Raw genomic sequence first — 13,346 nt, forward strand, 5'->3', positions numbered from 1 at the left:
ATCAAGGCTGCGTTTTTCCGACTACTCCGGTGTTTCCTCCGGCTAAAGGGCAGAAACTCGCTACGCTCAAACAGTCTGCCCTTTTTAACGCCGGAGAAACCACCTGCGCTTGACGTCGGAAAAACGAGGCCGGGAGGCCGTGCGGGGGCACTGTTTGATGGAGATGTTGTGTGTAGATGACAAAGATGAATAGGTGCGGAGGTCGGGAAGAATAGGCTATTTTTTCTTTCTAAGTTCTTCTGCAATTCTCCATTGTAAGGCGGCTTCTCCTTCTTTCCCGACTTTCAACAGAGCGTCTCCGAAGAGTTCGTGTGCACCGGCATGTTCCGGTTTCAGGCTGGTGGCCTTGTCCAGGTCGGCAATGGCACCTTCTGTGTTTTCTGTTTTTAGTCGGAGCTTTCCGCGGTTATAGACAGCTTTAAAGTTTGCCGGATAGAGGGTGACTGCAGTGTTGAAGCAGTTTTCAGCATCGAAATACTCTTTGTTGTTGAAGAGAGTGATTCCTTTGCGTATCCAGGCATCCACATAATTAGGGTCGAGACTAAGTGCCTTGTCGTAGTTGGCGAGGGCGGCACGTGAGTCGTGTGCCTGGGTGATACATTCGTTACCCATTAATAGATATTCATGAGCATATTGGCGGAGGCGTTCCTGCTGTTCGCGCATTTGCTCTTTGAGTTTCTTATTCTGCTCTTTCAAGGTGTTTATGACACCGAGTTTACGTCGGATAAAACGGCGGGGAACAGGTTTCTCAATATCATAGCGGGAATGAATGGCGCGGAAAAACTGTTCCAGACATTCTTCCATGTCTCCTTTGTCGAAAGCGCGTGAAGCAGCAGCGTATTGCACGTCGGCCTGCGCTTGTTTCAGAGCTTTGTCGATAGCCTGCCGGTCGTTGAAACGTCCGGCAAAGTTTACGATTTCGGGGCGGACGAAGACGTCAGCACGGTTAATAGGCTTTTTGAGCTGAATACCGTCCAGTGAGGTACAGCGGCTTAGTGCCACGTATGCTTGTCCACCTGCAAATACACCACCTGTGAAGTCGATGACTACACGGCTGAAAGTCAGTCCCTGACTCTTGTGCACAGTGATGGCCCAAGCTAACCGGATGGGATATTGTGTGAAGCTACCTAAGACTTCTTCTTCTATTTCTTTTGTCTTTTCGTTGTAGCGATAACGGATATTGCGCCATGATTCACGCTTTACGTCACATTCTTTTCCATCGTCGGTGATAACGTAGATGGTTTCTTCTTCCTCATCAATTCCGGCAATGACACCAATGGTACCGTTTACCCACCTGCGGTCGAAATCATTTTTAATAAAGATGATTTGTGCACCGGGTTTCAGTACGAGCTCTTGTGAGGTGGGTAGACTGCTTTCGGGGAAATCTCCTTCGATGACTCCTTCAAAAGTAATTGGGTCTCCGGGAAGTTCTGCCAGTTTCTTTTCGTTGATAGAGTCTACCGTGTCTCTACGGGTGGCCAGAGTGATATACATATCAGCTTCCGATTCTTCTATCTGACTTCCATAACGGGTGTTCAGTAGTTGCAGATCAGCCGCTCCGGCTGTATTGTTCCGGATATGGTCGAGGACGCCGACAAAAACGGGGTCTGTTTGGCGGTATACCTTTTGAAGTTCGATGGATACCAGGTCTATCTGGCCGAATACTCTGGCAGAGAAAAAATAGGGTGTAGGATAGAAGCGGTTCAATATTTCCCGTTCGTCGTTTTTTACGACGGGCTCCAGTTGGAATACGTCGCCTACCAATAACAGTTGTTTTCCTCCGAAAGGTTCGCGCAGATTGTGAGAGTATACACGTAGGATTCGGTCGATGGCATCAATGATATCCGCCCTTACCATTGAAATTTCGTCGATGATGACCAGTTCTATTTGTTCCAACAGCTTCCGGTGCGGCTTGGTGTATTTGAAAAATTCATGGATACGACCACGCTGGAGACTCAAGTTCGGGTCATCCGGCAGCAGCGTATAGAAAGGGAGTTTGAAGAAACTATGCATCGTACTTCCTCCGGCATTGATAGCAGCGATGCCTGTCGGGGCGAGTACAACATGTTTCTTTTTGGTGTTTTCGCAGACGTAACGCAGGAATGTAGATTTCCCTGTACCCGCTTTCCCGGTCAGGAAAACCGATTGACGCGTATATTGAATCAGGTTCAGGGCGTCCTGAAACGCTGCGTTATTGGTGTCTACGCTCATAATCAGATAATACCAAAATGCTTCATTGCCTTGCTGATGCCATCTTCGTCGATGGGAGCTGTCACATAATCGGCAGCGGCTTTCACATCCTCTTTGGCTTGTCCCATGGCTACTCCGATGGCTGCATGGCGGAGCATGCTGATGTCATTTCCTCCGTCTCCGAAAGCCATGGTATCTTCGAGTTTAATATCAAAATAGCGGATTATTTCATCAATGCCCTTTTGCTTGGTGTCTCCTTTGGCGGTCACATCGGCAAATGCAGGATACCACCGGCCTATCTCGCAGGTAGGAATAGACGGACGGATTTCTTTTTCTTCCTCTTCCGTGATAAAGGGTGTCATTTGGATGACTTCCTTGCTGGTTGCCTCCTCGAAAGATACAGTCGGAATCACATTCACGTGCAGGAAATCATAGAATATCTTTTTCACCATGTCATTGGGCTGGCAAACGGAAATGTTGTGTTCCTTTACAAAGATACAGGGAACGCCTTTTTTCTCGCAGAAATCTCCCATCGCTTTTACTTCGTCCTGGGGGATGGCACTTTTATAGATTACCTGTTCCCCGACAAAGCAGTAAGCCCCGTTCATGGTGATATATCCATCAATCAGATTCCGGTCTTGCAATTCGGAGAGGTTGTTGATAATGGCTTTCGGACGTCCCGTAGCGATAAATATCTTCAGTCCTTTTGCACGGGCGGCTTCCAGTGCCTCAATGGTAGACGACGGGATGCGGTGAGTTTCAAAACTGACCAATGTTCCGTCTATATCAAAAAATAATGCTTTCGTCATAAATTCTTTTTTGAATGGAGTACAAAAGTACTATTTTTCTATGTAAATAGCAATTAGGAGATTTCTCTTATGCTTTTTTTAAAGTCTCTACTCTTTCTTATTTTGTTTCAACCGGCTTAGTAAGTAGTGAGGAATCAGGCAATAGATCAACTGTGCTTGCGTCCATTTGTAGCATTGTTGAAAAAAGATCATTCCTATGCCAATGAACAATGTCGCGCCAATGAACACTTGAAAAGGTAAACTGAACAAAGCCTCTTTGGGAAGCAGCATTGGTATAAGTGCCATTGCTCCTACCGGTGCAAAGAATTTGCCAAGCCATTCAAATAGAGTGAATAGTATAATGAAAATGAAAAGTGCTACTACAGTTTCGGGCAGTCCCAGAAAATAATAACCGATCCATTGAAAAAGGCTCCCGACTAGCGAACCGCTAACCAATAGTAATATGGTAAGTACGGGACGATTTCGAAATCCGGCTTTTGAGTTGACAAACTCGACATACATGACAATTAATGGTGGAATGATAAAATAAAAGTTGGAAGTATATACTGCTAAACAGGCTACTGCAATTACGCTCATCAGCAGACTGGACCATCGTAGGCTATCTGCAGACCAGTTTCTTTCCACTGGTTCATAGACGATCGGTTCTCGAATGCCCCGATGTACCATCCATCGTTGTACAACAATGATAATCAGGGTCATCACAAACACGGATAATGGATAAATCCAACTCTCCGTTCTTAATAATACAGGAAGTACACAGGCAGAGATTAGTGGAAACAGTGAAGCACGGGTAAGTAAAAGGCCGATGGCAGCACCCAAAAAAGCAATAGCGACATTTATGATTAAAGAGAATGGAGAATAGAGGACTATTAATACTCCGGCACAAGCACCTAGAGTCATCAATAATAGCATTTGCCAGTATTTCACACGCCACACCCGTTTATTGACAATCCACATGCCTATAGTCAAAGCTGCCATTTCGGGAAAAATGATTTCCTTTTCGTTAAATAGTTCTGCTACTTCAATCATCAATAATATCATGACCAATGCACTCAAATATCTCTTTCGTTGTTGAATATCGCTAAATAATGATAGCTTTTCCTCTGTTTTGTTCATTATTCTTTTAATGTTTTTGTCTTAATTATATAGTGAATGCAAATATCAGAAAAAAATAGAACATCCAGTGTTTTTGTGCGATAGAATCCGCACGTATTGGAAAAAATGCTACTTTTGTCTCACATAACATAACAACATTATGCAGTATGAACTATAATTTTGATGAAATAATAAACCGTCATGGTACAGATTCCGTAAAATGGGATGCAGTAGAGAATCGTTGGGGACGCAATGACCTGATTCCAATGTGGGTAGCTGATATGGATTTCCGCACAGCTCCTTTTGTCATAGAGGCTTTGAAAAAACGCCTGGAGCATGAAGTACTCGGATATACATTTGCTTGCAAAGAATGGTCGGAGTCTATTATTAACTGGGTGAAGGAGCGCCATGGTTGGGCGATTCGTGAAGAGATGTTGACTTTCACTCCCGGTATTGTTCGCGGCTTGGCTTTTGTGATCCACTGTTTTACGCAAAAAGGAGATAAGATAATGGTAATGCCCCCTGTTTATCATCCTTTCTTTTTAGTCACTCAAAAGAATGAACGTGAAGTGGTATTCAGCCCGTTAGTCCTGAAAGATGAACAATATTATATTGATTTCGACCGCTTCCGTCAAGATATTCAAGGATGCAAATTGCTTATTCTAAGCAACCCTCATAACCCGGGTGGACGTGTATGGACCAAAGAAGAACTGTCTCAAATAGCCGATATCTGCTATGAAAGCGGCACATTGGTTATCTCTGACGAGATTCATGCTGACTTAACCCTGCCTCCATACAAACATCCTACCTTTGCTTTGATTTCAGAGAAGGCACGGATGAACTCTCTTGTCTTTATGTCTCCCAGCAAAGCATTCAACATGCCGGGATTGGCTAGTTCTTATGCAATTATTGAGAACGACGAACTTCGTCACCATTTCCAGACATATATGGAAGCAAGCGAGTTTAGCGAAGGACATCTCTTTGCTTATTTAAGTGTAGCAGCTGCTTACAGTCATGGTACAGAATGGCTGGACCAAGTGGTAGCATATATTAAAGGAAATGTGGATTTCACTGAAATGTATTTGAAAGAACATATTCCTGCTATCAAGATGATCCGTCCGCAAGCCTCTTACTTGATCTTCCTGGATTGCCGCGCATTGGGACTCAATCAGGAAGAACTGAATCGTCTTTTTGTAGAAGATGCTCATCTGGCGCTGAATGATGGAACAACATTCGGTAAGGAAGGTGAGGGATTTATGCGGTTGAACGTTGCTTGTCCGCGTGCTACGCTGGAAAAAGCATTGAAACAGTTGGAGCAGGCTGTAATGGATTTAAAATAGTCTTTTAAGTCCATTCCCCGGTTCGGAAATAGAATCAATCCGTTCAGGGGATGAAGCTATATTTCCTGTCTCACTCTTGCTTTTTACTATTTAATTTTGTATCTTTAGTGCTTCTCATCTTCCCAAAGACAGGTAATCATATTACAAAGTGACCAATATCATCTTATAAGGTGATATTGGTCACTTTGCAATGTGCCTATTGTCCCATTGTAACGGGACGACTTACCGACTGCATAAAAAACTACTAATCTCTGCACTGAAAACCCTTAATCTCTGCACTGAAAACCCTTAATCTTTGCACTGAAAAGTCTTAAGTACAAGATTGAAAAAATAGTTTGTTGCGGTATGATGATATGACAATGCCTCAACTATGGCATCACATTTACCGGAATCAGCCGTACCTCACTATTCAAGCCGGAGGGCAATGGACTCCAATGTCCATAATTGGCCGGACGATAGTTCAAATCAACAATATTGATTTCTTTGAATTTGCGCCACTGCACTCCCTGCCTGTCTAATTCTGCAATTCGATTCGCAGGGAGATTCGTGACTTCTATCTCGATGTGGTTTTTTCCGGGTTTTAAGAACTGGCCTACCTTTAGTTGATAAGGCACTGCCCATGCGCATCCCGCTTCCTGTCCGTTGATGCGGACACGGGCACTTTCGCGTACATCTCCCAAATCAAGAATCCAGTCGTCAGCCTGCAAAGCCGGTAATTCGATGTCTAAGGAATAAACACCGGTTCCCATGTTCGTTTGGGCTGCCGGATGATCGATATGGGTCCATGAACAGGGGCGATCTATATCAAATGTCCCTTGAATTTCCGGTTTGCTTTCGGCGAAGTGTAACTTCCAACCATGATCCAGACGAAGACTGAAAGGTTGCTCTTTGACATACTTCCACGGTTTGGATGCCTGCAAAGGTTGCTGATATGTTTGCAGAATAATTGATTCACCGGATTTTAATTGCAAATAGACTTGTGTTTTTCCGTCTGCCTGTCTTACTTTAGCTTCACCACATTCTCCGGTCATGGGATTGAAGAGAGCGGCTGCGGTTGCATTCGTTCCCAATGTGATCCAACCGTCCACTCCTTTGTTTTGCAAGGAAGAGATGAAATAGTGGTGTCCCGTATCATTCACTCTCCGGATCGCTTGTAGTCCGAATTTGGTTTTCATTTCTTCGGGAGAGATATTGCAGCTGGCCAATGTGCGTGCATAATCCGTTCCTGTGATAATCTTCCCCTTTCCGATTGGAGTAACGGTTGTTTCCGAGAAAGAAACAGCCGGAAGTTGCCGGAGCGTACGCTGGTAACTTTGGCGTTTTTGTTCCAACTGACCGTATCCCGGTACATCTGTCGGATAATTTTCGAGGAATACGATAGTAGCTCCCTGTTTGGCCAGTTCATAAAGATGTGCCAATACATCACTCGGCATTAGGTGTGCAGCAGGCACTACCAATGCTTTGTAGCCTGTTCCGCCCGAAGTAACCAACTGTCCGTCTTTGAAACGTGTACTGCGAATAAAGTTATCGGAAATATAATCCCCGTCATACCCGCTGTTGTTGATGCGATGGATAGCGTCGATAAACTTAGGAGCCAGTTTATCCATGTGGTGTATCGTGAATAATAACAATCGTCCCGGCTGCTCATTCCACATATCATATACCGGAAGATAAATCAGGAAATCATTATCCGGCCGTCCCATTTGCAGAAAACTCTGGCAACGGGTGATATAGTTGAAGAACGAAGGAGCATCACGCCAAATACTGTTTGTCGGACTCATATTGATAGAAGCGTAGAACAACCATCCGGGCCATTCGGCTTCTTTCGGAGAATACGGAGTGCCGTGGAAAAACATGTGATTGACACCGGAAACAAACATCAGATCCATATCCGGTTTGCATTGCGATAAAGAAGTGCGGAAATGCTCCGTCAGCCACGTGAATGTTTCGGAAGAAGTGTACGTCTTTCCTGCAATATGAGCACCTGAAGAAGCATATTTCAGCATAGACAGGTCCGAATCATTCTTTTTAGTTAAAGAATCCTGACGCAATCCTTCGATATGGAATTGCGACAGTCCGAAACCCTCACATTCGGGAATATCCACGGCAGCATAAATATCAATCAGATTGCCGGGCGAACCATGTGCCTGGTTGCGGGTGATACTGCCGTTCTTATGTGCCCAGTCCGTCCACTGGCAGGTAAAGTTTTCCAATAACAAATCGGAAATCGTTTCCCGGTAATCGGATACAATACGTCTGCTGACTTCCGGACGACTTTCGTCCAGAAATTCGGGGAAATGTTCTTCCAGTTTGTATCCCCGGCGACGGGCGAATTGTTCCAGGAAATCGTCTGTCCAATCTGCCTGATACACTTCGTAAGAGTCGTTGAAGAATGTATGGGGATAGCTCGTCTTGCTGCTTTTGAAAGCACGGTCAAAACGGGAAAGATAGTTCTTTACAGCTTTCTTTGAGAGATGGTTCATTACATATCCCTCACCTCCGGGAGCGGCACGTTTCACTTTCTGTCGTGTCTTACCGATATAAAGAGCTACGATTTTCCATTTGCCCGCAGGTGCTTTCCATTGTAGCTTGTCTTTTTTTACGTGGGCGGTCAGGTTGATACATTTACCTTTCTCATCGTAAGCCATCACCCGGCTTAGTACGGAATAAGCCTGTTGCTTAGGGTCGGTCACGTTGATATCTTGTTCAATCTCTTTGCCTCCCTCTAGGTTATATGTCTGGAAGATAGCCTTAGTGGCTGCATCTTCAATACTGACTTCCGGTCCGCCGAAAGGCCATCCGGTTCCGGTATTCATGTCAATCTCGATACCGGTACGCTTTCCTTCCGCCTGTGTATGTTTGAGAACTTCCATCCAGCGGGGAGAGAGAAATTGAATCTCGTTCGCATCATTGCCCTGCACACCATAGATGGGAGTAATTTCTACCGCCCCCATTCCGGTGCGTGCATATTCTTCCAGATTGTATGTCAGGTTCTTTTCGTCTACGGCACTTCCCAGCCACCACCATCTGGCACCGGGACGTGCTTCCACCGGAGCATCCGGCCATTGCTGTGCTTGCATCACTCCGCCTGCGGCAAGCAGGCAGAAGACTATCATTTGTCTTTTATTCATCATTCTTTCGGCGTATTATAATATTCTATGTTTTCTGTATCATCGGTAACAAAGAGTGGCCGTCCGTCCGGCTGTTCAAAGTGGAAACGAACACCGTCGAAGGTAATGTTCCGTGCATGACGGATATAAAATCCTTTGGCGGGAATCGTGCCGAACATCCACGGTTCGGGATATACTTTTTCCTGTTCGGGCGGAACTCGTTTACCATCTTCTTCGCTGTATCCACCTTTATAATAGAGGTGAATATTACGCAAAGTCACATCCTCGATACAGGCTCCCGGTACACCGCTGATGATAGAAGCATACCGGCTGTCGGCACTCCATACATTGATATCGCTGATAAGAATACGTTTCATGGTGCCCACAGGAGTGCCTTCAGGACTGCGCATACGTGCGCCCAACCGGAGGAAAATAGGTGCGTTGACTATATTTCTCATTGTAATATTACTGATTACAATATCTTCCAGATGTCCTCCGTCTACCGTTTCCAATGCCAATCCACGGCAATGTTCAAAGATACAGTTCGTAATCGCAATATTGCGGAAGCCTCCACTACTCTCTGTGCCGAGCTTGATGCGTCCCGTACGGAAACCATGATCGGGAGCCTGCGGTTCGTCCAGCTGCCAAGTGCCGTCCATTACACTGCCTTTGTCAAAGCCGCTGACATAACAATCACTGATCGTCACATTTTCCGTATCTTGGAAGCGTCCTAATCCATAAGAGGCTTTCAATACAATGGCATCATCCCAGGGGGAGTTCACCGTACATTGGCTGATACGTACGTTCCGGCAGCAATCAATATCGAAGCCGTCCCGGTTGGTGTCTACTTTCAGATTCAGAATCGTCAGATGATCCACTCCGGTAGCCAACAGGGCGAAATGCCCGCAATGCAGCATGGATAAATCTTTCAGGGTCACATTTCTGCAATCTTTCAGGCTGATAGCCTTATTGCCTACCCCCGGTAGGCGACTCTCTTCACGGGTCAAGCCTTTGCCGTAGATTAAGCCGGGACCACTGATCGTAATATTCTCCAGTCCGATTCCCCAAATTAAAGAGTTTTTCCAATGGCTGTGACCGAAATCCTGATACTTATTATGTTCATTCGGTTCGGCGGTATCATATCCTTCCTCTTTTCCGGGAAAGGCGGCAATGATACGGGTGCCCTGTTCCAAATAGATATGAATGTTACTTTTTAACCGGATGGAATAACACGCATATTCTCCCGCAGGTAGATATACTGTGCCTCCTCCGGCCTGTGCGGCCGCTTCAATCGCACGATTGATGGCAGGCGAATCAATCGTTTTCCCATTCGCTTTGGCTCCGAAGTCCATTACATTATAAATGGCTGCATGTAGATAGATGCAACCTATTAACAGACTGAATAATAAATAGATCCTTTTCATTTTTTGTCGATTTTGGCAAAAATATCCGGTAACATATAGTAGTTGTAATCCGCTTTTTCATTCTGTTCGTAGAAACAGAAGTAAAGCCGGAAAGGCTTGCTTCCTTCGTTTCGGGAAGAAGCCGGGGAGAGACTGCAACGTCCGGCCAGTACAGGGCGGTCGGTTCGTTTGCCTGATTCGTAAAGCATCAGGGGAGTTGCATCCTTATGTCCGTCACTCAAGCGAATATCATCGGTAGGAGTGACAGCCTGCAGCGTCCGTAATTGCATACTTTCTCCGTAGTAGCAAGTGAAGGCTTGTCCCTCCACGCTGAATACATTGATGTCCGAATCCGGTTGGCAATCGCCGAAACTCCAAAATAGGGCATCGGCTTCCGGAGCAGAGGCGACTTCTACTTCCAGAATAAATCCACAACTATCGGGTAGTGCTTTCCATTGGAAGGATACTCCCTGTATCTTTTCTTTAGGCTTTAGCCAGTGGCTTTCATTTCCTTTTGATATGCCCAACCGGAAAGTGCCGGCAGGTGGCGTCAGTGCTTGTGCTTGCGCATCAATGAGCAAGATTACCAGCAGTACGATGGTCAGGAGATGTCTTAACATAGTTGAAGTTGATATTACTTTGTTCATTCTCTTTTAGTTCAATGACATTCTTTTCTTCCGTCTTTAATGTGATTTCAGACAAGTTGAAATTCTTCGTATAGCAGATTTTGCCCGGTTTGTCGGTCTGCGCTTCGATGGCATAAAGATAGAAATTTTCCAGACGTAACGAGTCATTCCATCCCGAAGCGGAGATAAATTCGTCCACATTTTCCGCTTTTACCTTTGATACGTAGACATTGCGGAAACGCGGATAACCTTTTTCGGGAGGCGTAACCGGAGTCAGCATGATTCTCCAGTGTTCCGGGATTTCTTTCCCTTCATACTCTTTGGGTAAAGTGCTGTAACTGTAACTGGGGTTCCAGTTCAAGTCCGCCGCCAGCACGTGACGGACGTTTTCCGCTTTTACTTCGGTCATATAAATGTTTTCGATTGTTCCTCCGCGGTTCATGGCGCTTTTCAACCGCAGCACGGCGGAGGTGCCGATTGCTTCCAGATTATATCCCAATACATTCCGTATGCTGCCGGAAGTTTCGCTTCCGCAGGTGATAAGTCCGGCACCTTTGCGGGCGATGCAATTGCGTATGACCACATTTTCCGTAGGAAGGTTCACCCGCAGTCCGTCTGCATCCCGTCCCGATTTGATACAGATATTATCATCGTTGCAGTCTACATCGCAGTTTTCGACCAATATATTGCAGGAAGAATCAATGTCGATACCGTCCGTGCTCGGACCGTGTCCACCTATATTGTTGTTGATGGTCAATCCGTCTATCGTGCAATAATCGGAGTAAAGAATCTGACATCCCCAAAAACCGGTACGCATCAGGGTAAATCCTTTCAATGTAATGTCGGAGCTACGTTCTATGAGGATGCCCCGTACCCGTTTACAGTCGTAATCCACAATCCAGCGCAATCCTTTTGCTTCGTATTCTTTCCGCATTTCCCAATATTTATCCCAAAATACTTTTCCCCGGCAGTCCAGCGTTCCTTCTCCGCTGACGGAAGCGTTCTTTTCATTGACAATGTTGATAACTGCCGCGGGCCATGTCATCTCGATTCCTGCAATCCGCGAACGGAATTCGGGATAATGATGAATGGATGGGCTGGCCAGTAAAGTCACCCCTTTGTCCAGTTGCAGGTTGACACCGCTTTTTATGAACAGTGCGCCAGTCTGATAATATCCCGGCTGGAGAACTACCGTTCCTCCACCGCTGACGGCACAACTGTCAATTGCTTTTTGGATAGCTTCCGTGCTAAGCACCGTGCTGTCTGCTACTGCGCCAAAAGAATTAGCGGATAAAATTACATTGTTTCCGGGCATTTGCCGGCTGCCTACACTGTCGGCCCACGACAAATCCGGTTGCTGCGGAACCTGCCCCCATTCAAAGCTGTTGTTTCCTGCCTGTTTGCCCGTTGGGGTGGCGCAAGCTGCTGTCAAAAGTGTGCCTGCCAATAGGAGCAGGGGAAAGATACCTTTGGTTTTCATATTTATCTAATGCCTAATTCTTAATTCTTAATACCTAATACTTATCTCCTAATTTCCGTCCGGTTTCTCTATTTCCGTGAATGGTGATTCGTTCCAGTGGAAACCATTCACATCGTCCGGCTGTGCCGGATTATAGGACGGGTCTATTTTCAGGTGTTTAGCCAGTTCCGGTACGGCTTTCTTCATTCCTTCAATCACACATTGGGCTATTTGATAGGCTCCGTATGGATTGAAGTGGGTGTTATCCTCAAAAGCTTTGGTCTGTCCCGGATAAGTGCCTGCCGGATAGTGTACGAAAGCACGTTTTGACGTTTCTGTTCCCAAAGCTTCATAAAGTGTACGGGTCATTTCGTTGAGATCGATCAACGGAACATTTTCTTTAGCTGCCAGCCAGCGCATGGCTTCCGGATAATCTTCGTGTGTGTCACGGATATGTCCGGTTGCGTCGAAACTCCGGCGTTGGGTGGGAGTGACCAGTACAGGGTATGCTCCCCGCGCACGGGCTTCATCAATAAATGTTTTCAGGCTGGTCATAAAAGAGTAATAGGCTCCTTTACCCGGCCCTTTTTGCTTTTGGTCGTTATGCCCGAATTCCATGAAAAGATAATCTCTTTTCTTTATCTGGCTCAATGCTTTTTTCAAACGTCCTGCGGCAATAAACGTATTGGCTGATTCGCCCGATTCCGCATAATTGGCGATACAAACGTCCGTACCGAAAAAATGAGGTATCATTTGTCCCCAGCTGGCCCATGGCTCGTTGTCCTGGTCGACTACGGTACTGTTACCGCATAGAAAAACGGTAATCACCGACGGATCGGCAGGCTCGATGCTGATACTCTGGCATACAGGTGCATCGCCGTTAAATTCCAGCGTCAGTTTATCGTCCCAGTTCAGTTTGGCCTTTTCGCGGGGTTTGATTCGTACGGATTCTTTTTCGGAAATGCGGGGATTGCGTTTGTTGATGATAAATGTTTCATCTACGAATTGTCCCTTTTTGGTCGCAAGGTTATCAATGAATAGTCGGCGTGACTCGCCTCTTACAGTGGTCACTCCTGCCTGTTTCTTGCTTCCTAGGCGAACGGTTACTTGGTAGTTACCGTCCGGCACACGGACAGAAAAGAAGAAGGGTGCCTTACTGCCTTTTTCGGGAGTAGCGACGAGATCATATCCATATCCCGTCTCCTCACTGTAGCGGGGAGCATCTGCCAACTGGTATGTTTGGGCTTTCTCCTGTGCATGGATATTTGCCGTAGCCAAGAGTAGCAAGCCTATGACCGTAGTTTTCATGTGAAT

At 45.9% G+C, this 13,346-nt stretch carries 9 protein-coding genes; 1 reads left to right on the plus strand and 8 read right to left on the minus strand.

The window, feature by feature from the left end:
* Positions 1-216: 216 nt before the first annotated feature.
* The 3 genes from DXB58_RS01135 to DXB58_RS01145 form a co-directional block, all read right to left on the minus strand.
* Positions 217-2,211 carry a tetratricopeptide repeat protein gene (locus DXB58_RS01135; RefSeq protein WP_117934770.1) on the minus strand — a complete coding sequence of 665 codons (1,995 nt, stop codon included), beginning with the start codon at positions 2,209-2,211 and terminating at the stop codon, positions 217-219.
* Between the two features lie 2 nt (positions 2,212-2,213).
* Positions 2,214-2,999, minus strand: a complete 786-nt coding sequence (locus tag DXB58_RS01140; protein ID WP_122135630.1) for a Cof-type HAD-IIB family hydrolase — start codon at positions 2,997-2,999, stop codon at positions 2,214-2,216.
* A gap of 87 nt (positions 3,000-3,086) precedes the next feature.
* Positions 3,087-4,115 carry an HPP family protein gene (locus DXB58_RS01145; protein WP_199487901.1) on the minus strand — a complete coding sequence of 343 codons (1,029 nt, stop codon included), beginning with the start codon at positions 4,113-4,115 and terminating at the stop codon, positions 3,087-3,089.
* Between the two features lie 146 nt (positions 4,116-4,261).
* On the opposite strand from DXB58_RS01145, the gene DXB58_RS01150 reads away from it, so the two are divergent.
* Positions 4,262-5,434 carry a MalY/PatB family protein gene (locus DXB58_RS01150; protein WP_122135631.1) on the plus strand — a complete coding sequence of 391 codons (1,173 nt, stop codon included), beginning with the start codon at positions 4,262-4,264 and terminating at the stop codon, positions 5,432-5,434.
* A 368-nt stretch (positions 5,435-5,802) separates the two neighbouring features.
* On the opposite strand, the gene DXB58_RS01155 is transcribed toward DXB58_RS01150, so the two are convergent.
* The 5 genes from DXB58_RS01155 to DXB58_RS01175 are packed head-to-tail and all read right to left on the minus strand — an operon-like array spanning position 5,803 to position 13,340.
* On the minus strand, positions 5,803-8,568 hold the full coding sequence (locus DXB58_RS01155) for a glycosyl hydrolase (RefSeq protein ID WP_199487900.1): 2,766 nt from the start codon (positions 8,566-8,568) through the stop codon (positions 5,803-5,805).
* On the minus strand, positions 8,565-9,968 hold the full coding sequence (locus DXB58_RS01160; RefSeq protein ID WP_122135632.1) for a glycoside hydrolase family 28 protein: 1,404 nt from the start codon (positions 9,966-9,968) through the stop codon (positions 8,565-8,567). The genes DXB58_RS01155 and DXB58_RS01160 overlap by 4 nt, the downstream gene beginning before the upstream one ends.
* Positions 9,965-10,567 carry a DUF4450 domain-containing protein gene (locus tag DXB58_RS01165; RefSeq protein ID WP_122135633.1) on the minus strand — a complete coding sequence of 201 codons (603 nt, stop codon included), beginning with the start codon at positions 10,565-10,567 and terminating at the stop codon, positions 9,965-9,967. Before DXB58_RS01165 ends, DXB58_RS01160 begins: the two co-directional genes overlap by 4 nt.
* Complete coding sequence (locus DXB58_RS01170; RefSeq protein ID WP_122135634.1) at positions 10,518-12,053, minus strand: glycoside hydrolase family 28 protein; 1,536 nt, start codon at positions 12,051-12,053, stop codon at positions 10,518-10,520. Before DXB58_RS01170 ends, DXB58_RS01165 begins: the two co-directional genes overlap by 50 nt.
* Positions 12,054-12,101: 48 nt before the next feature.
* Complete coding sequence (locus DXB58_RS01175) at positions 12,102-13,340, minus strand: rhamnogalacturonan acetylesterase (protein ID WP_122135635.1); 1,239 nt, start codon at positions 13,338-13,340, stop codon at positions 12,102-12,104.
* Positions 13,341-13,346 lie beyond the last annotated feature (6 nt).

The sequence above is a fragment of the Bacteroides sp. OM05-10AA genome (genome assembly GCF_003439055.1).
Lineage (GTDB): Bacteria > Bacteroidota > Bacteroidia > Bacteroidales > Bacteroidaceae > Bacteroides > Bacteroides intestinigallinarum.

Coding starts and splice junctions, on each gene's coding strand:
- DXB58_RS01135 (WP_117934770.1), bottom strand. CDS start 2,211: ATGAGCGTAGACACCAATAACGCAGCGTTTCAGGACGCCCTGAACCTG.
- DXB58_RS01140 (WP_122135630.1), bottom strand. CDS start 2,999: ATGACGAAAGCATTATTTTTTGATATAGACGGAACATTGGTCAGTTTT.
- DXB58_RS01145 (WP_199487901.1), bottom strand. CDS start 4,115: ATGAACAAAACAGAGGAAAAGCTATCATTATTTAGCGATATTCAACAA.
- DXB58_RS01150 (WP_122135631.1), top strand. CDS start 4,262: ATGAACTATAATTTTGATGAAATAATAAACCGTCATGGTACAGATTCC.
- DXB58_RS01155 (WP_199487900.1), bottom strand. CDS start 8,568: ATGATGAATAAAAGACAAATGATAGTCTTCTGCCTGCTTGCCGCAGGC.
- DXB58_RS01160 (WP_122135632.1), bottom strand. CDS start 9,968: ATGAAAAGGATCTATTTATTATTCAGTCTGTTAATAGGTTGCATCTAT.
- DXB58_RS01165 (WP_122135633.1), bottom strand. CDS start 10,567: ATGTTAAGACATCTCCTGACCATCGTACTGCTGGTAATCTTGCTCATT.
- DXB58_RS01170 (WP_122135634.1), bottom strand. CDS start 12,053: ATGAAAACCAAAGGTATCTTTCCCCTGCTCCTATTGGCAGGCACACTT.
- DXB58_RS01175 (WP_122135635.1), bottom strand. CDS start 13,340: ATGAAAACTACGGTCATAGGCTTGCTACTCTTGGCTACGGCAAATATC.